The following is a 17861-nucleotide window of genomic DNA, read 5'->3' as shown; positions in this document are numbered from 1 at the left end:
GTCTTGGCACGAATCGCGAACGACGGCACCGGGTGTCAGCCAGGTGCCTACTGTTTCGGCGGATGGGCGCTGCCGCGCCGGCTCAGCACGATGAGGGTGGCGACGGTCAAGAGGACGAGCCAGAGTGTGGGGCGTCCGTAGGAGGCGTCGGAGAATTCGATCAGGTCCGTCAGGCGGCCGATCAGGAGCGACATGCGGGCCATAACGGTATACCCGAAGGCTGCGCCGAAGGAGATCATCAGAAAGAGGATGCCGGCGCGCGCGACAGCCTTGCCCGGTCCGGAATGTTCTACCGAGAAGAAAAAATAGAACAGGACGGACACCACTCCGATCAAAATGATGATGGCGTTCACATGGCTCGCGGGATTCAACAGCGAATAGTCGAACGTGATGCCGCCGCCCGGGGCCATAGCCAGGAGCGGGCGAACCGTGTCTTCGATCTGCTTCAGAATAAACGACGAAATGGTGCGGGGGATGGCGAGACCGGCGCCGATGCCCACGATAAAGGCGAAGGCATAGCGCGAGAGCCAGGCGGCTTTGGGCACATACCGGGTCAGCATGAGCATGCCGATGGCGACCGGGATCAGCAGCGACCATTCGCCCTTGTCGAGGATCGGGCGCAGGATGAGGGTCATGACCACTGTGTCGTAGGTTTTGACAATCGTATAGCCGAGCGACACGCCGACGTACAGGTGCTCAGCCAGCTTGAACAGCGGATTGTCCTCGTACAGGAACGACAGGATGAAGAGGGTCAACCCTGTGGCGATCCAGGCGCCGAGTATGACGTCGAAGGAAAGATCCATGCGGCTACGACCCTAACCCGTCGTGCCGGCGCTGCTGCCGCCGCAACGTAAAGTAGAAGATGTTACAGATGGCGACGAGCACGATGATGGCGAGGTGCGTGGCCGATTGCGCATCCATGCCGGCGACCGCTTTCCCCTTCTGCCCGATCAAGGTTTCGTATTCCGCCGCTCCGCGCAACCCGCCGATCAACCCGTTGATCTGGCCGCTTCTGAGCAGCGGATAGAGGCCGGGCGCGATGACGCCGGTACAGCCGCCGCCGAGTTCGAACTTGTACTTGTCTTTGCCGAAGACGTACCAGGCTTCGACCCCGGGGTTGCCTGCGCCCAAACTCACTGCATAGGTCACATCGCGCAGGTTCTGCACTCCGGCCAGCACCGGCAGGCCCTTGGTTGCCTTGCCGCCATAGTCCGCCGGGAAGGCGTTGTAGAGGTCCTGTCCCATGTTCAGGATGACGGCGCTGCCGCCGGGACTCCATCCCAGGAAGACATAGTCCTTCCCGTTTTCCTTGCCCGCTTCCTTCGCGGTTTGCGACAGGATTTGATCGGCCAACCCGGTGCCGGACACCCAGAGGGTCATGCCGACTACGCGCAAATTTTTCTTGAAGGCATGGCGCAAAATTGCGATGGCCTGCGGATAGAGCTCGGGTTTGGATGCAGGATCGAAATCCAGCGACAACAGGAAGACCGACCCCTCGGGTAAAGCCTCGATGTAATCGTAGACGCCCCGCACTTCCGAGGAGATCTTGATGGGCAGTCCCACGGGAAAGAGCAGCGGCAGGAGCGTGCAGAGGCCGATCACCAGAAAGATGATCCGCCGGTCGATCCGCAACATGCGTTCAGCGAAGGTCACGCTTGCTCCCGGACGTGAAACGTCAAACGTAAAACGTCAGACGGTAGAGAGTCGAGACGAGGGCACTTACGTTTCACGTTTAACCTTTCACGTCTCACGCGTTATTCTTTGCCTCCGCCCAGATACGAGCGTTCGACGCCGAAGATGATCTTGAATGAGAGGGCCACGGCACCGAGGCTGACGCCGATCAAAATGGCGCGCCGCACAGACGCGTTCAAGACATTCAGAATCCAGCTCGAGAGATCCCCGCTGATCGGCAACATATATTCGCCCAGCGGCACCCGCCCCATCATGACGATGACGGCCGCTACCAACAACACCGCCGCTTCACGGCTGCGTGCCCGGAACGACCGGTAGGCGGCGGAGGCGATGAAGAAGGCCAGGATCGCGAACATGGTGCCCTGCAGCGGCACGAGGGTGTAGGAGTAGACCCATCCAAACGACGTCAGCGCCCCGTCGATACTTTCTTTGCCGCCGTTCCAGAGCCCCACGATGATCGTGCCCAGCATCCCGACGTAGAGGACTAGGCTGTAGGCCCATCCGGCTTCCTTCCGCCGGATTTTGGACGCATGCACGTGGAAGAGGCTGGTAATACCCAGCACGAGCGCGAAGCCGCCGATGATTTGCAGCCACTTGGTGACCGTGGTCAGCAATTGCTCCGATGCCGGATGCGGCACATAGTACTGCGCGGCCATGACGAGGCCGGTGATCATCGTGATGAGCAGCGGCAGTTGTCGGCGAAGGAACATCATTTGAGATCCTTGAAGAGGTCGAGCAGCGGCTGCGCCCAGTTGTTGCCGGTGATGACGGCGAGCGTGGCCAACAACGTTCCGACTCCGATCACGCCCAATACGAACGCCTTGCCAAGGTCCTGGCCGCGCAGGGTGCCGATCTGGATCGGCTCTTTCGACAGGTAGGCGCTGGCGGCGTAAAGTTCTTCGCCGATCAGGGTGTAGTCGCAGGTCGTGACGAAGAACGGCAGCTGGTGATCCGAATCGGTCCCGGCGATTTGAATGGCTCCGGTGCTGGCGCCGGTTTCCGTGAGGAGCAGCGATTCTGCAAAGTATGAGCCCATGAAAAAGTTGGCCGCCGGTTTTCGGCGCAGCATGATGCCGTCCACCGCCGCCGTGTAACTGAACTGATCGCTCGTAATGAAAAAGTTCGCGTCGTCCTTGAAGAGGTCCGGTTTTCCGGCTTCCATATACGCTTGTTTGGTAATTTCCTGGCAGACGGCCATGGTGATCGGCTCGCGGTGCGGGACCAGCAACTCGGTCTCATACGCGGCGGCTTTCTTGGCCACGCGCCCCAGGATGACGGCGGCGGCAATGGTCGAAGGGTCGTTCATATCGTGCGCCCCGGTCATGTAGAGGATCGGCTTGCCCAATTCCGTGGCGCGCCCGATGGCTTCATCGACGGCATCCAGCCCGGGAATACGCCGCAAGAAGATCTCTTTCCGCTTGGCCAGGTTGATGGCGTAAAACACGACCCCGCCGAACATCAAGGCCAGCACCAGGTTGTTCAGTTGGTTCCAGTTCATCCAGTTCGGTTCAGGCGAGGCGACGATCGGCAGTGCGATCACCCGTTCTTGTCCATTCGCGGCGGCCACCGTGACGGCATAGGACTGGTTCGCTTTGAGCTCGATGCCTTTCCCGTTCTTGAGCAGGAAGATATGGTCGCCAGGTTCGCCTGATCTCGTCCACCAGGCGGTCTTACCCTCGCGAACATACCGGGTGTTGGCCGGAAATTCCGCGACGACTTTCCATGCGGACGGGTCTGAAGGCACGCTACCTTCATGCAACAGGATTTGATACTTCCACGCGGCGCTGTCGCTTGCCGAGGGAGCCCAGAGGACCGTGAGGCTGCCTCCCCCATCGCTGGGTGTGTCGATGACCCGAAGCTGCTGCGGGAGGGTCTGTGCCAAGAGGAGCGACGGCAGGCACGCGAGCATCGCGATGGCGAGGGACAGAATGCGAAGGCGAGGCTGTATGCGGCTCATGCTCCCTCTATCACTTCGATATTGGCGCGAGGCACCACGGTGGTCGTGCCGTCGGGAAACCGGACTTCGAGCACGCGGACTTCACTCTCCGTCGGGATCGCTCTGAGCTCCGAGGGCAACCCGGACACCGCCCCGATCTTGCCGAACAACGGATCGCGGATCACTCGCACGGGATCGCCGAGTTGAATCCCTTCGCGTTCGACCCGGTCCGGCCGGGCGGCTCCGGTGCGTGAAGTCTGTGGAATGATGATTTCCGGACGAATCACGCCGGCGCGAATTTGCGTCGCACCCGAAACAGAGGCTTTGTGCCCTGCGTGGGCGGACAGCAACGCGAACGTCTTGGGCGCCATCGGGATCGTGCCGAAGCCTTCCGTCAGGATCAGGGTGAAGCCCACCTGCTCGGTGCCGGTAATGGCTACGCCCAGATCATACCCGAGGAGCGCGCGCAGATCTTTGTCGTGAATCCCGCCCACGACGAGACCGATGACGCCGAGTTCCTTCGCGCGAGTCATGGTGGCGGCGGAGAGGAATGCGCCTCCGATCACGATCTTGCCCTTCATGGCCGGCGTCAACAGCTCAGGCGTCAGCGGTTGATCCGGCGCCGTGACACCCATGACCAATTCACCGCTGGTCTCCCCGCCGATGCCGAAGATGCCCTGCACCAGACTGCAGGAGGTTTCGACCGTCACCCCCTGTTCGGGATGCACTTCGACGATCGAGCCGTCGATATAGCCGCGCAATTCGAGGATGCGCGGCGGTTCCCGCAACAGAATCTGTCCGGTGATGGTGGAGACGGACTCCACCTTGCCGGTGATGGGCGAGCGAATTTCGGTCTTAAACCATTTGATGAAGGGTTTGTTCTCGGCCAGCACGTCGTCTTTCTGGACCGAGTCTTTTTCCTTCTTGATCAAATAGTCGTTGATCTCATCCGGCGCAATACCCAGCTGGTTGGCCAAATTGAGCGGAACGACCTTGCCCGGCAACTCGGCACGGGCGACCGCCGTATCGGCGTGCACGACGTCTCCTACCCTCACCAGGACGGTTCCCGGCAGCGGCAGGATACGCCTCCGGCGAACGGTGGTCTGTTCGGTGACAGTCAGGCCTGGTGTGTAACTGTGCGCCATTGTCGGTTGCTGAAAACGCCCTACCGCTTCGTTCTCAGTTGCTCGCTCCCCTCACCGTACGACTTCCGGTACGACTCGGGGCTCTCGCGCCTTGCGGCCTCGCTGCAGGGCGTTTTGAGCAACCTCTTCATGATAAAAGCTGATGGTTAATAGCCGAGAGGAGTTAGCCTTCATACACGAGCGAACTGCAAATGCTTTCTGTGAACAGTTTGCATCCAGCATGCGGTGCGAGGCTTCTCTTCTCCTTGCCATCTGTTATATGCTCCCCGCTCTTCACCATACGCTCTACGCCATCCGCTCCCAGCATTCGACTCTCAGCTCCCCACCGGGTATAGCCCTACTGCCCGGTACCATCTGGTCAGCATGGCGACGCGGGCTGCCTGCTCGCCCGGCAACTGCAACGGACGACCGCGTCCATCGAGCATGAGCCCGACCACGCCGCCCTTCACCGTTTTTGTGAACGACTGTCCCGGTCCGTTCCCGAGATCGATCTGTTTGGCCGGTTGCATCGTCACCGTGGCCTGCTGCTCCCGCGTCAAGGCGAAGAGTTTGAGATCTCCGAACGCCAGCTGACCCTTCTCGATTCGTCCATCAGGTAGCGCGATTTCATAGTCGGCGCAGCGCTCCCCGTCTTTCCCCTGTCCGATCGGGGCGATGCAGGTGCCGAGATAGACCATGCAATCACGGACAAAGACATCGGTGGCGGCCTGCTCGTTCACGGTGGAGAGGACGCCGAGATGCGGCATCATGAAGATGCTGTCGACCGACAGCGTCGTGACACCGAGCGGTTCGTAGGCATCGACCATCATCAGCATGGACTGAATACGGCGCGGCGCATGGGACAGGATGCCGCCGCTGCCGACGATCAAGTCCAGTTTCAACAGATCGATCAGGGTCTTGCCGGAAGTCCGTTGCTCGAACACATCGGAAATGGTGCGCTCCTGCTGGATGCCTTTGAGTCCCGTCGCAAGCGATTTGTGGTGGATCAGCGCCAGCCGCAGGGCCTCGCGCGCGATGGCATGTTCGATCTGCAGTTCGTCGAGCGATTGCGGAATCGTCGTGGGCCGCACCATCTTGTTCTTGATGCGGTTGCGCAGGGTCTGTTCGTCGATGGTAAACGGCACCCAGCGCATGATGTTGTCGAGCCCCGCCTCCGCCAGCACATTCGAAATGCTGTAGGACATGCCGAGGTTGGCGCTGACCGTGCGGTTGAAGAGTCCGTTGAACACCGAGAAGACGTCGGTGGTGGCGCCGCCGATATCGACGCCGATCAGGTTGATGCCTTCACGTTTGGCGATGGTCTCCATGATGACGCCGACCGCCGCCGGGGTCGGCATGATGGGCGCGCCCGCCATCTCGATGAGTTTCTTGTAGCCGGGAGCCTGCTGCATGACATGTTCGAGAAACAGGTCGTGGATTTTGTTGCGGGCCGGCGCAAGGTTTTCGCGCTCAAGGACCGGACGGATATTGTCGGCAAAATCCAAGGCGGTCTTTTCGCCTAAAATGGTTTTGATTTGCGGCCGGGCGTCTGTGTTGCCTGCGTACACGAGCGGCAGCCGGTAGGTGCTGCCGAAGCGCGGACGCGGATCGGCGGCGGCGATATACTCCGCCATTTCCACCACATGGGTCACGGCGCCGCCGTCGGTGCCGCCGGACATCAGGATCATGTCCGGGCGCATGGTTCGAATCCGCTCGATCTTTTCGTAGGGCAGCCGTCCGTCGTTCGAGGCCAAGACGTCGATGACGATGGCGCCGGCGCCCAGGGCGGCGCGTTGCGCGCTCTCGCCGGTCATGTTCTGCACCACGCCGGTGACCATCATCTGCAGTCCGCCGCCGGCGCTGCTGGTGGACACGTAAATGTCCACGCCTCGCTTGGGATCGCCCTGCGCCGCCTGGTTGGGTGTGATGATGCGGTCGCCGTCCAGAATCGTGCGCCCGGAGAGTTCTTCGATTTCCGCGATGGCGTTTAACACGCCGCGGGTCACGTCTTCGAACGGGGCTTCGACAGTCGTCGGCGCTTCACCACGGTAGGTCTGGCGATACTCCTCCCCGACCTTTTCGATCAAAATGGCTTTGGTGGTGGTGCTGCCGCAATCGGTTGCGACGATGACATTCAAGGGATGAGTCACTGCTGGTGCCGCCGGCGAGTGAGGCTGTGCCGTCATCGAGCGGGCGCTCCTTTGGGAGCCGCGGCCTTGGCTTCGATGAGGGCGGTCAGGCGGTGAATGGAATCGCGCCGTTCCAGCAGGCGCGCGACCTGCGCGATCTCCGTACCGGTCAGCACGCATTCCACGACGGGAGCCAGAAAGTGCAGTGCCTGGCTGCCGAGAAAGTTCATGGGTCCCATCGACTCGAGAAACAACGTGGCCGGTGCGGCCATGCCGCGCGAAACGACGGCGTCGGCGACCCGTTCGAGCAGGGCCAGGTCTTCGATCGTGAAGGCTGCTTGTTCAGGACGCACGGCAAATGCGTGCCGGAGACCGGCTCGAAAATCCTGTGCGCGACGGGATAAAAAACCAGCGGAGAAGGCAGACATAAGTGCTTGGGAGATCAGCTTAAACGGTTCGTTTCGGCATTATATGAAGGGGCATCGGGAGAGTCAATCGAGCCGGTGGTGAGGCGCGCGACGAGGGGCTACTGGTTCTTGTTCTCTGCCGGGGGTTCGCCGGATGCCGGTGAGCAATTCATTCCGGCGAAGGGATTCAGCGGGTTGACGCGTGGTGAGCAACGTTGCGCTTCTGGTGGGGCCTTCTCGGGGGCATCCTTCGCAACGGCCGGCGATAACGCAGGATCACCGGGACCGGGTTGGCGAGGAACCATCGGTGCGGCCGAAATGGACGGCGGGATCGCATTCGCCGGCAGTTCCACCTGTGCCGGTACGCTCGGCTCGACCGGTGGGGTGAATCCTCCCGGGAGCGGGGGGGTGGCGGTGTCGATGGCGACGCAACCCGTCTTGCCCTTCGGCTGGTCTGTCAGGACTGTGCTGCCACTGGCGCCTTGGCAACGGTAGACCTTCGCGGTCGCCTTACCCGCCGGGAGCAGCACGATGATGGTGAGAAGCAGGACGTGAACCCAGCGCATCGTCAATTCTCCGGTGCCGGATCCTGTCTGGTGAAGGCTGACGGACGAACGATCAGTCGCTGACCTGGATGGACTATAGGCGTGAGACGGAGGAGAGTCAATCTCGCCGCGGTGCGGCGAGGGGTTTGTGGCGACCCTCAGCCCGGTGAGCGGCCGATCCACTTCTTCAGCAGGCCCAGGAGTCCGACCTGCGGGGCTGCCTGCCGGTCCGGATATTCCACCCACAGCTCCTGCGATCCGAGGTACAAGCCGTCGCGGTAGCTCTGCTGGCTGCGCAGCTGGGTGTAGCCCTCTTGCTGGAGGGTCGTGATCAATTGTTGCAGGGCCTCGCCTGCGCTCGGCGCTTCCGGGGTGACGATGTGCGTCGTTTCATACCGCAACGTCGCCTGGTACCCCGAGGCTGTCCGCACGAATTCCACGGGACGATTGAACCCTCGTTCCCTGGCGTCGAAACCGGCGAGTTGGTGTTTCTCTCCAGCCGGGGTGGACATCGAACGATTAAAGCGCGCGATACACGGCTAACAGATCGCTCAAGGCGATGGTCTTGTTCTTGAGAATGACCCGCTCAGCTCCCAGCACATCCAGCGCGGCCACCTTTTCGGTTCCGCCCATCAGACACTTGCTGCCCAATGCCAGGACACGTTCACACTCTTTTTCCACCTTGCCCTTGACGACGGGGTTGACCTTCAGGATCTCCATCATCTTGGCGCGGGTTTCGCCGAGGTGTTTTTGGAGTTCTGCTTCCGGGTATTCCTTGCGCGCGGCTTCATCTTCGCAACGGTCGATGTACTGCGTCAGAAAGACGTAGAGCCGCACGAAGGTTTCGGCGATCTCAATGTGTTTCGGGGTCAGCGTATTGTCTGCCATCGGAGCCTCCATTCACTGTGGTGCCGGAAACATTCATTCGCTGCCGTGACCTGGTGACCGGCGCGGGCCGGTCTTGCGTCACAGCCGGACTTTAATGTCGGTGCCTTCGACCGTGACTTCGTACGCGGTCACTTTCGCCGAGGGGTTGTTGACGCAGGTGCCGGTTTTCACGTTGAACTGCCAGTTGTGCCAGGGGCAGGACACCACATCCCCTTCCACATCCCCTTCGCCCAGCGGGCCGCCCCGGTGGACACAGGTATTGTCGATGGCATAAAAGGCGCCGTCCACATTGAACACCGCGATGGCCTTACCGTTTACTTCCGCCACCATGCCGGCTCCCGGCTTCACGTCGGCGGTTCCTGCGATTCTAATCAGCTCGCCCATACATCCTCCCTGACTACGTCCATCTTCCTTGATCGGGCGTCCGGTTAATTGCCCGTCGCCGGCCGTTTGATTTTGTCTAACAGACTGGCGATCCGGCTCTTTGCCGCCCCTGCCTCGCCCGTTTGTAATGCTGCCGCAAGTTTCGCGGCGATCTCGCGAAACGCCTGAGCTTGCGGTGAATCCGGCTTGGCGACCACGATCGGGTTCCCGGTATCGCCGCCGGCGCGAATGGCCGGATCGATGGGCACCCGTCCGAGAAACGGAATGCCCAGTTTCTCCGCAGCCCGTTCTCCACCGCCGTGAGAGAAAATCTCGGTGCGTTCGCCGCAATGGCCGCAGAGGAAAAAGCTCATGTTCTCGACGATGCCGAGCAGGGGCACGTTGACCTTCTGGAACATCATCATGCCTTTGCGCACATCGTGCAGCGCCACTTCCTGCGGGGTCGTCACCGTGACGGCGCCCGACAGGGACACCAACTGGGTCAGGGTCAGTTGCGCGTCGCCGGTTCCAGGCGGCAGGTCGATCAGCAGATAATCCAACTCGCCCCACAGGACATCCCGGAAGAGCTGTTGAATGGCCGTGTGGACCATCGGTCCGCGCCACACGACAGCGGTATCTTCCGGCACAAAAAATCCCATGGAGATCAGTTTGACGCCGTGGCTCTCCGCCGGGGCGATCTTGCCGTCTTTCTGTTCGGGTGTTTTTTCGACGCCCATCATCATCGGGATGTTGGGGCCGTAAATATCGGCATCCAGCAATCCGACCTTGGCTCCGGTGAGGGCGAGGGCCACGGCCAGATTCACCGACACCGTGGATTTGCCGACGCCGCCTTTGCCGCTGCTGATGGCGACGACGTGTTTGACTCCGGGAATGATATTGGGCTTGGCGGCCGCCTCTTCTTGATGCGGTGCGCCACCTTGTTGCTCTGCCATAGATCTGCCTCCTACCACCTCGCGGGTCGGGATGGAATTCGCGGGTTTCATTGCATATTAAGCTATCGCCCCGGGGAAAAGAAATGGGCCAGTAGACGCAGTGCGCAGCTGGGTAGAAGAGGGCGAGATGAAAGGGAGGGACGAAACGTCTCGGGAACGTTCAGTGATCAGTGCTCACGGTTGAATGGAGCAGGTAAGAACGAGAATCGAGCATACCTGAACGACGCGAGGGGATGTTTCACCTTTCACGTCTCACGCCTGCTAGGTGCGTTCCCTGTGCAGGTTATACGTCAGGCCAAACAACGACAACGAATAGATCAACCATTTCGAGGGGTCGAAGTTGTACCACTTCGATCCGTTTCGATAGTCGTGCGAATAGGTGTGGTGATAGTTGTGATAGCCCTCGCCGAAGCTGACGAATGAGATCAACCAACTATCGCGGCTGCTGTCCTGCGTGCCGTGGGGTTGGGTGCCGACCATATGGCAGAGGGAGTTGATCGTAAACGTGGAGTTCAGGACCAGCACGGTTCGCAGGACGCCGGCGAGGAGGAAACAGCCCAGCCCGCTGGTGAAGCCACCGTTCAGGTATCCCAGCGCAAATGGTAGCAGGAAGCCGGAGGCCACGATCACCCAGTAATACCGGTGTTGCCACATGATCATCGGGTCGGTACGTAGTTTCGCTGCAAACCGGTCCTCACGATACGGGGTATCGAAAAACAACCAGCCGACGTGACTGTGCCAGAATCCCTTCGACGCATTGTAGGGATCGGCCTCTTCGTCCGTGTGCGCATGGTGGCGGATGTGATCGGCGCACCACATGAGGGCGGAGTTCTGCACGGCCCAGCCTCCCATCACCAGGAGGCAGGCTTTCACCCAGGGATGACTCTCGAAGCTGCGATGGGTGATCATGCGGTGATAGCCGACCGTGATCCCCATGCCGGTCACGATATAGAGGACGGCGAGCAGGACCCAATCGAGCAGGGTGTAGTCATAGAAGTACGCGAAGAGCGGGACGCCGACGAAGGTCAGCAGCGTGATTGCAGTGAACAGGGCCACGGTGCCCCAGCAGACGGATTGTGTGGTCGAGTCGGCCATCGTACTCCTTCGGAACCTGTGCGCAACTCATCGCCACAGTGCACCGCCATGTAAATGGTGTAGGTCAAGGCAAACGGCGCATGCTACCGGAGCGGCAGGCGGATTTTCAAGCACAGAAGTGTCGCGAGATGACACAACGGCCGATTAGCTGGGACGTCCTGAAGAAATCGTTCGCCGGGGCGATACGCATATGCCGGTTCCGCTAGTTACGTACACTCGACTCCGCGTGCCTGTGGTTGAGCCAAATCCGTATCCCGCTGTTCCTGGCAACGATGCGAAATCCATCCTGCGTAAGATGGACCGCGGCCTATTCGTCCTCAAATATTCAAGTCGCGCACTGCGGTGTATACTGCAGAGAGCCTCTCATTTTGGTTCAGGAGGAACCGATGCCTCTCGACCCTGCCCCGCTCGAACCCCGTATCCGCGCGATTGGTGAAGACTTGGCCCGGCGTTCCGGCGGGCGGGCGCCCGGCCTGTTCGATTCGCGCTGGTGGTCGCAGGCGGCCATCAACCTGGCGATGAAAGATCCCGCGTTCAAGGCGCAACTGTTCCGGTTTATCGATGTCCTGCCCTCGTTGCACGACGATGCACGGGTCGTGCAGTTGGCCGAGGAATATTTCGGCGTGATGAGCGCACACCTCTTCGGTGCCCAATGGGGACTCAAGGCGCTTGCCTCCACCAAGCTCGGCGCATCGCTCAGTGGAAAGGCCATCCGGCATCAGGTGGAGCAGATGGCCACCAGTTTCATCGCCGGTGCGTCCATCGAGCAGGCCGTTCCGACGCTCCGTAAGTTATGGGAGGACGGGCGGGCTTTTTCGGTGGATCTACTGGGTGAAGCCAGTGTCAGCGAGCGAGAGGCGGATGCCTATCGTGATCGTTGCCTCGCGGCTTTGCAGGCCCTCGGTGAGGCCTGTCCCGGTTGGTCCCCTGCGCCGTTACTCGAACGGGATCATCTTGGTCCCCTGCCCCGCGTGCAATTGTCGATCAAGATTTCGGCCCTCTATTCACAGCTCGATCCCATCGATCCCGAATCCAGCTATCGCGCAGTCGCTGCCCGCCTGCGGCCGTTGTTGAATCTTGCCGGCACACTCCCCGCCTCGGTCATTTTCGATATGGAACAGGCGGACACCAAGGAGCTGATTCTTTCGATTTTCATGCGCCTGTTTATGGAAGAACCCTACCGAACGTTTCCCCATGCAGGGATTGCGCTGCAGGCCTATCGCACCGATACGTATGACGATGTCCAGCGGCTGTTGACTTGGAGCAGGGAGCGGCTGGTACCCGTCACGATCAGGCTCGTGAAGGGCGCTTATTGGGACTCCGACGCGATTCGTTATCGGCAACGTGGCTGGCCGATGCCGCTGTTCGAACGCAAGACACAGACGGATGTGAACTATGAGAGGCTCGTTCGATTGCTGCTGGAGCAGAGCCATGTGATCCGGCCGGCGTTCGGCACGCACAACCTTCGAAGTCTGGCTGTGGTCGAGGCGGTGGCCGAGGCGCTGAAGCTACAGTCTCAGGCCTGGGAATATCAGATGATCTACGGCATGGCCGAGCCGTTTCAGCATGCGATGAGTGATCGTGGCCGGCGGCTCCGGCTCTATGCTCCGGTCGGAGAACTCCTTCCCGGCATGGCCTATCTGGTGCGGCGGTTGTTGGAGAACACGTCGAACGAATCGTTCCTGCGGAAGGAATATGTGGAGTCGCAGCCTCTGTCTTTGTTGCTGTCTCCGCCCGATGCGACCCTCCCCTCGCCTCCTTCCCCGAGGGCGCCTGAGGCCGGCGCTTCTTCCACCGTGGGGAGCGCTCACTTTGTGAACGAACCGGCGGCGGATTTTTCACGAGCCGAAGTCCGGGTCGCCATGGCCGAGGCCATCGATCACGTGCGCAAACAATTGGGGCAGCGGCTTGAGGTCTCGAAGCTGAATACGCCTCTCCCGACGGGAGCGGATCTACGTTCCTTCAATCCCAGTCAGCCGGAACAACTGGTCGGCATCGTGCAGAGTTATCTGCCTGCCGACGTGGCTGGTCTCGTGAAGGTCGCTGAGTCTCATGCCGATGAATGGAAACATCGTGCGGTTGCGGAACGGGTCGCCGTGATGCGGAAGGCCGCTTCGTTGATGCGTGAGCAACGTTGGGAGTTGGCGGCCTGGGAAGTGTTCGAGGAGGCCAAGCCCTGGCGAGAGGCCGATGCCGATGTGGCCGAGGCGGTCGATTTTCTGGAGTACTACGCCGGAGAAATGGAACAGCTTGATCCGCCGCCCCGCTTGGGCCGGTATCCCGGTGAGTTGAACGAGTTGTTCTGGAGTCCGCGCGGAGTCACGGTTGTCATCGCGCCCTGGAATTTTCCGCTCGCCATTCCTGCCGGTATGGTCGCGGCGGCTCTGGTCTCCGGAAATCCGGTCTTGTTCAAACCGTCTGAGCGCGCGTCGATCATGGGCTATCGGCTCGCCACGATTCTGAGGCAGGCCGGGGTCCCGGCGGGCGTCCTGCAGTACGTGCCGGGTGGTCCCGACGTGGGGCGTGAACTGGTGACTCAGGCGTCTGTCGCGACGATTGCCTTTACCGGATCGAAGGATGTGGGATTGGGCATGGTGCAGGCCGCTGCGGTTCAACAACCGGGACAGAAGTTCGTCAAACGCGTCATCGCGGAGATGGGCGGCAAAAATGCCATCATCGTCGATGACACGGCGGATCTCGATGAAGCCGTGACCGGTGTGGTGCAATCGTGTACCGGTTATGCGGGACAGAAATGTTCCGCCTGTTCACGTGTGATCCTCTTAGATTCGATTCACGATGCGTTCATCCAACGACTGGCCGATGCGGTGATGAGTCTGCGCATCGGCGCGGCTGAGGATCCGGCGACCCAGCTCGGTCCGGTGATCGACGGACGGGCTCAGAAACGGATTCGGGACTATCTGGAGATCGGGCGACGCGAAGGCCGGGTGGTGGTCGATCGGTCGATGGAGGGCCCCGGTCATGCCGTGGGACCGGTGGTCATCGCAGGGATCGAGCCGACTCACCGGCTGGCACAGGAAGAAATTTTCGGCCCCGTGCTGGCCGTGATGCGGGCTTTATCGTTCGAACAGGCGCTCCAGCTCGCCAACGGCACCGCCTACGCCTTGACCGGGGGACTCTACTCGCGCAGTCCCCGGCATATCGAACTGGCGCGTCAGGCGTTCGATGTCGGCAACCTCTACATCAACCGTTCGATTACCGGCGCCCTGGTCGGTCGGCAACCGTTCGGCGGCCACCGGCTATCGGGTATAGGGGCGAAGGCCGGGGGCGAAGAGTACCTGAAACAATTCATGGTCGCGCGTGTCGTCAGCGAGCAGACGCTCCGGCGAGGATTCGCTCCGACCCTGTAGTGCGGGCGCTGATTTTACGGTGACCTCTTCCAGTTCTTCCGTGATATCGGTGGTGTTGCCCCGGTCTTCCTTGAGTGCGGCCAATTCCTGCCGTTCGATATACTTGACCAGCCCCACTCCCTTGGCGAACCAGGCCGTCATCACGTCGGTACCGACCGCTGTCCGATCAGCCGAAGAGAGATGAATCTTGAGGGTCATCCGCGCTTCCACACGCACGGCGTCGGGATACGTGCCGGCTGGCACCGTGATCGATTCCTGGCCGATCACCGTCGAAACTCCTTCGACGTCCACATGTTCGTTGGTGCCGTCCCCATCGATGTCACTGCCGAAATCGATGTCCATGCGATTGAACTGTTGGAAGGATTGGGCCACTTTCATCGGGAACCGGATGATCTGATACGGCACGAGCTGCTTCTCTAACGGCGTGCCCGGCTCGGAGCCGTAGTAGACCACGCCTGCCGCATCGCGGCGGTAAAAGCTGTCGGATGCGCCATGGTTGCCTGGGTTGGTGTCATGAAACACGTTGACGACCACGCCGCCCTTGAGAGTGCGGGTTCCGGTCACCGACGACACGTTGAAGAAGTATTTGTTCTCGATCGTTTGGAGAGGCCCTTCCGAGATCTGTCCGCGGTACTGCCAGCGTGTGCCGACGGTGTCGGGGAAATAGTCGGCAGACTGGGCGATGGTTTGTCCTGCCTCCGTTGCCCGGGCCTGCCCAGGAGCCGACGGGATGCCCAGGAACCCGCACATGCCCACTGCCATCACGGTCGAGCGCACCAAGGTCTGAACGATCACGGCTGTCCTCCAGTATAAAAAATCACGGTACCATACCCGATTCTCCGCAGCAAGCCGGCAGGTCCAGCCTTGCCTTCTCCTGTGCCTCCTCTCATAATCGCACGCCGTGATGTCCGCATTCCCTCCCGCAGCTCAAGATGTTCGTGAACGCCGGACGGTACTGGTGACCGGTGGGTCCGGCGGAATCGGTCGTGCGCTCTGTCTGGCCTTCGCCCATGCCGGGTATTGGGTGGGGGTGCATTACTTCCGCCAACGGCCGGCAGCCGAACAAACCCTCGCGCTGCTTTCGCAGGCCGGTGGTCAGGGTGCCCTCTACCAGGCGGATGTACGGTCGAGCCTTGAGGTCCAGGCGATGCTGGATGCGATCCGGGCGCAGCGCGGCCGGCTCGACACCCTGCTCTGTAATGCCGGCATCGCGTCGAAGCATCTGGTGGTGACCTGTCCGGAAGAAGCATGGCAACAGATCATCGACACGAATCTGACAGGCACCTATCGCTGCATGACCGCCGCGGTGAACGACATGATGCCGCAGGGCGGTGGGTCCATCGTCGTCATCGGGTCCTTTGCCGGATTGCAGGGAACGAACGGCCAAGCCGCCTATGCGGCGTCGAAGGCGGGGCTGATCGGCTTGGTGAAGACCGCGGCGCGGGAATGGGGACCGCTTAATATTCGCGTGAATCTGGTCTGTCCCGGCTGGCAGCAAACGCGCATGGCCGGTGACTCGCTTCCTACCGGTGATCGGCTCGACGACCATGTGCTGGGACGTGTCTCGAATCTGGCTGATGTAAGCAGGACGATTTGCCAACTTGCGCAGCTCTCCGATATGTCGGGGCAAGTGTGGAACCTGGACAGTCGCATTCTCTAGCAGGATGCTGAAAACGGCCCCCAGCTTCGTTCTCGGTCGTACGTCTCCTTGCGACATTGGAAGTATAAGAGGGAGTACTGAAGGGGTCTATCCGTTCACCAAGAGTATCTGATTGGTGAACGGGTCGACAAAGTTTGGTGTGTACCTCCTCAGTCGTCGTACTCCCTGCGGCCTTGCTGGACGCCGTTTTGAGCATCCTGTTGGGAAATTGAGTCGTCGATTTCACAGCACGAAACAGTGTGTTTCACGGGTGGTAAATGGGAAGAACAGAGAATGGGTAACGGGATATTTGTCACCGGTACGGATACCGGCGTTGGAAAGACCCTCGTGTCCTCCGCATTGGTCCGGAGGCTGGTCCAGACTGGCCGCTCTGTCGGGGTGATGAAGCCGGTCGAAACCGGGGTGCTTCCCGAGCAACTGAGTGAGAGCGACGCGGGGCGACTCATGGCTGCGGCGGGAGTATCCGATGGGATCGATGAGGTGTCTCCCTACCGGTTCCCCGCGCCGCTCGCCCCCTTTGCCGCCGCATCCGCGCAAGGAAGTGTAATCGAGATGCAGGAGATCATGAGACGCTACGAACGGCTTGCGGCCCGGGACTCTTGTGTTGTGGTTGAAGGCGCCGGTGGTCTGCTCGTGCCGATGGGGAAGGATTGGGATATGCGCGACTTGATCGGCCGGATCGGGCTGCCCGTCGTACTTGTGGGGCGGGCCGGGTTAGGTGGGATCAATCATGCGCTGCTGACGCTGGAGGGCCTTCGGCAACGTCACTGTGCGGTGATGGCTGTCGTGTTGAACGAGACGGCGTTGTCCACCACCCCCGCGCAGCAGGAGCAGTCTGCGTCTACGGTCGCGCTGTTGCGGGAGCGAGCCGGTGTTCCGGTGTTGGGTCCGCTGCCCTATCAGCCACAACTTGGCGCTGATTGGTCCGGCGCCGTCGAGGCGCTGGCACAGAGCAGCCTGATCAGGGCGCTTGCGAATCTGGTGTGGGCAAATGCTGTTGGAATGTCCGGATCGCCGCGCCGAGGTCCGGAGCCTTGAGGATCGCAGAGATCACCGCCACGCCATCCGCCCCTGCCGCCATAATTTCACCAACCGACTCAGCCGTAATGCCGCCGATCGCAAACATCGGCAGCGTGGTCAACGCGCGCGCCGCGCGTAATCCTTCCAGACCGACCACCGGGTCGTGATCCGCTTTTGTGGACGTACTGAAGATCGGGCCGAACCCCACGTAGTCGGGTTGTGCGGTGACGGCTTCGCGCACCTGAGCTGCATTGTGCGTCGAGAGTCCGATGATTTTTCCCGGCCCCATGAGGCGTCTGGCGTAGGAGATGGGAAGGTCGTCCTGCCCCAGGTGCACCCCGTCCGCGTTCACGGCCATCGCCAAATCGCAACGATCGTTGACGATCAAGAGGGCGCCGGCGTCGGTTGCGGCCTGACGCAGCGCGAGCGCCTTCGCATAGGCGTCTCTCATCGTGACCTGCTTGTCTCGATATTGAAAGAGCCGGACACCGTGCGCGGCTGCTTCGCGCAGGAGATCGGGCAGCGGGCGGTCCGGCCGGACCGTGGGGTCGAGCACGAGGTATAAGCCCTTGAGGAACGGTTGTCGGGTGGGCTGAGACGTGGCGGGCTCCCTGTTTAGCAGGCCGTTGAAAAAGTCCGCCAGCGGCGTTCTCGCGTCGCTCCATGCCTCACCGTACGACA

At 61.0% G+C, this 17861-nt stretch carries 18 protein-coding genes; 3 read left to right on the top strand and 15 right to left on the bottom strand.

Annotated elements, in window-relative coordinates; translation table 11 throughout:
• Positions 1–47: 47 nt before the first annotated feature.
• The 13 genes from NSND_RS02525 to NSND_RS02465 all read right to left on the bottom strand — a co-directional run bounded on the left by NSND_RS02525 (position 48) and on the right by NSND_RS02465 (position 11132).
• Entirely contained in the window at positions 48–803 is a 756-nt protein-coding gene (locus NSND_RS02525) for a hypothetical protein (protein ID WP_080877462.1), read from the bottom strand.
• 4 nt (positions 804–807) lie between these two features.
• Positions 808–1653, bottom strand: coding sequence for a hypothetical protein (locus NSND_RS02520; RefSeq protein WP_080877461.1), 846 nt, complete (start codon positions 1651–1653; stop codon positions 808–810).
• Positions 1654–1754: 101 nt separating this feature from the next.
• A complete protein-coding gene (locus tag NSND_RS02515) occupies positions 1755–2405 on the bottom strand; it encodes a hypothetical protein (protein ID WP_080877460.1) in 651 nt (216 codons plus the stop codon).
• A complete protein-coding gene (locus NSND_RS02510) occupies positions 2402–3649 on the bottom strand; it encodes a DUF6754 domain-containing protein (protein ID WP_080877459.1) in 1248 nt (415 codons plus the stop codon). Before NSND_RS02510 ends, NSND_RS02515 begins: the two co-directional genes overlap by 4 nt.
• Positions 3646–4773: a hypothetical protein gene (locus tag NSND_RS02505; protein WP_080877458.1), complete on the bottom strand. Its 1128-nt coding sequence runs from the start codon at positions 4771–4773 to the stop codon at positions 3646–3648. Before NSND_RS02505 ends, NSND_RS02510 begins: the two co-directional genes overlap by 4 nt.
• 314 nt (positions 4774–5087) lie before the next feature.
• Positions 5088–6938 carry a glutamate mutase L gene (locus NSND_RS02500; RefSeq protein WP_235000140.1) on the bottom strand — a complete coding sequence of 617 codons (1851 nt, stop codon included), beginning with the start codon at positions 6936–6938 and terminating at the stop codon, positions 5088–5090.
• Positions 6935–7309: a hypothetical protein gene (locus NSND_RS02495; RefSeq protein ID WP_080877457.1), complete on the bottom strand. Its 375-nt coding sequence runs from the start codon at positions 7307–7309 to the stop codon at positions 6935–6937. Before NSND_RS02495 ends, NSND_RS02500 begins: the two co-directional genes overlap by 4 nt.
• A 98-nt stretch (positions 7310–7407) precedes the next feature.
• Positions 7408–7854: a DUF4124 domain-containing protein gene (locus NSND_RS02490; protein ID WP_080877456.1), complete on the bottom strand. Its 447-nt coding sequence runs from the start codon at positions 7852–7854 to the stop codon at positions 7408–7410.
• 137 nt (positions 7855–7991) lie between these two features.
• Entirely contained in the window at positions 7992–8345 is a 354-nt protein-coding gene (locus NSND_RS02485) for a hypothetical protein (protein ID WP_080877455.1), read from the bottom strand.
• Between the two features lie 7 nt (positions 8346–8352).
• Positions 8353–8721, bottom strand: coding sequence for a hypothetical protein (locus NSND_RS02480; protein WP_080877454.1), 369 nt, complete (start codon positions 8719–8721; stop codon positions 8353–8355).
• 78 nt (positions 8722–8799) lie between these two features.
• A complete protein-coding gene (locus NSND_RS02475) occupies positions 8800–9105 on the bottom strand; it encodes a Rieske (2Fe-2S) protein (RefSeq protein WP_080877453.1) in 306 nt (101 codons plus the stop codon).
• 44 nt (positions 9106–9149) lie between these two features.
• Entirely contained in the window at positions 9150–10037 is an 888-nt protein-coding gene (locus tag NSND_RS02470) for an Mrp/NBP35 family ATP-binding protein (RefSeq protein ID WP_080877452.1), read from the bottom strand.
• A gap of 261 nt (positions 10038–10298) precedes the next feature.
• Positions 10299–11132, bottom strand: coding sequence for an acyl-CoA desaturase (locus NSND_RS02465; protein WP_080877451.1), 834 nt, complete (start codon positions 11130–11132; stop codon positions 10299–10301).
• A gap of 386 nt (positions 11133–11518) precedes the next feature.
• On the opposite strand from NSND_RS02465, the gene NSND_RS02460 reads away from it, so the two are divergent.
• Complete coding sequence (locus NSND_RS02460) at positions 11519–14500, top strand: proline dehydrogenase family protein (protein ID WP_159450594.1); 2982 nt, start codon at positions 11519–11521, stop codon at positions 14498–14500.
• Here NSND_RS02460 and NSND_RS02455 read toward each other — a convergent pair.
• Positions 14390–15295: a hypothetical protein gene (locus NSND_RS02455; RefSeq protein ID WP_080877449.1), complete on the bottom strand. Its 906-nt coding sequence runs from the start codon at positions 15293–15295 to the stop codon at positions 14390–14392. The two genes, NSND_RS02460 and NSND_RS02455, sit on opposite strands and share 111 nt — an antisense overlap.
• 109 nt (positions 15296–15404) lie before the next feature.
• Here NSND_RS02455 and NSND_RS02450 point away from each other — a divergent pair, with 109 nt between their 5' ends.
• Positions 15405–16160, top strand: coding sequence for an SDR family NAD(P)-dependent oxidoreductase (locus NSND_RS02450; protein ID WP_080877448.1), 756 nt, complete (start codon positions 15405–15407; stop codon positions 16158–16160).
• Between the two features lie 273 nt (positions 16161–16433).
• A complete protein-coding gene (bioD, locus tag NSND_RS02445) occupies positions 16434–17198 on the top strand; it encodes a dethiobiotin synthase (RefSeq protein WP_080877447.1) in 765 nt (254 codons plus the stop codon).
• Here the strand turns inward: bioD and thiE are convergent.
• The gene (thiE, locus tag NSND_RS02440) at positions 17122–17736 is read right to left on the bottom strand and encodes a thiamine phosphate synthase (RefSeq protein WP_080877446.1); all 615 of its coding nucleotides are present in this window, start codon (positions 17734–17736) and stop codon (positions 17122–17124) included. The two genes, bioD and thiE, sit on opposite strands and share 77 nt — an antisense overlap.
• Positions 17737–17861 lie beyond the last annotated feature (125 nt).

Origin of the sequence: Nitrospira sp. ND1, assembly GCF_900170025.1 — a bacterium.
In the GTDB taxonomy this organism is placed as follows: Bacteria; Nitrospirota; Nitrospiria; order Nitrospirales; family Nitrospiraceae; genus Nitrospira_A.
The sequence above is the reverse complement of the archived record's forward strand: the minus strand, read 5'-3'. Positions and strand labels throughout refer to the sequence as shown.

Coding starts and splice junctions, on each gene's coding strand:
- NSND_RS02505 (WP_080877458.1), bottom strand. CDS start 4,773: ATGGCGCACAGTTACACACCAGGCCTGACTGTCACCGAACAGACCACC.
- NSND_RS02470 (WP_080877452.1), bottom strand. CDS start 10,037: ATGGCAGAGCAACAAGGTGGCGCACCGCATCAAGAAGAGGCGGCCGCC.
- NSND_RS02485 (WP_080877455.1), bottom strand. CDS start 8,345: ATGTCCACCCCGGCTGGAGAGAAACACCAACTCGCCGGTTTCGACGCC.
- NSND_RS02495 (WP_080877457.1), bottom strand. CDS start 7,309: ATGTCTGCCTTCTCCGCTGGTTTTTTATCCCGTCGCGCACAGGATTTT.
- NSND_RS02480 (WP_080877454.1), bottom strand. CDS start 8,721: ATGGCAGACAATACGCTGACCCCGAAACACATTGAGATCGCCGAAACC.
- NSND_RS02500 (WP_235000140.1), bottom strand. CDS start 6,938: ATGACGGCACAGCCTCACTCGCCGGCGGCACCAGCAGTGACTCATCCC.
- NSND_RS02465 (WP_080877451.1), bottom strand. CDS start 11,132: ATGGCCGACTCGACCACACAATCCGTCTGCTGGGGCACCGTGGCCCTG.
- NSND_RS02515 (WP_080877460.1), bottom strand. CDS start 2,405: ATGATGTTCCTTCGCCGACAACTGCCGCTGCTCATCACGATGATCACC.
- NSND_RS02525 (WP_080877462.1), bottom strand. CDS start 803: ATGGATCTTTCCTTCGACGTCATACTCGGCGCCTGGATCGCCACAGGG.
- bioD (WP_080877447.1), top strand. CDS start 16,434: ATGGGTAACGGGATATTTGTCACCGGTACGGATACCGGCGTTGGAAAG.
- NSND_RS02450 (WP_080877448.1), top strand. CDS start 15,405: ATGTCCGCATTCCCTCCCGCAGCTCAAGATGTTCGTGAACGCCGGACG.
- NSND_RS02490 (WP_080877456.1), bottom strand. CDS start 7,854: ATGCGCTGGGTTCACGTCCTGCTTCTCACCATCATCGTGCTGCTCCCG.
- NSND_RS02460 (WP_159450594.1), top strand. CDS start 11,519: ATGCCTCTCGACCCTGCCCCGCTCGAACCCCGTATCCGCGCGATTGGT.
- NSND_RS02475 (WP_080877453.1), bottom strand. CDS start 9,105: ATGGGCGAGCTGATTAGAATCGCAGGAACCGCCGACGTGAAGCCGGGA.
- NSND_RS02510 (WP_080877459.1), bottom strand. CDS start 3,649: ATGAGCCGCATACAGCCTCGCCTTCGCATTCTGTCCCTCGCCATCGCG.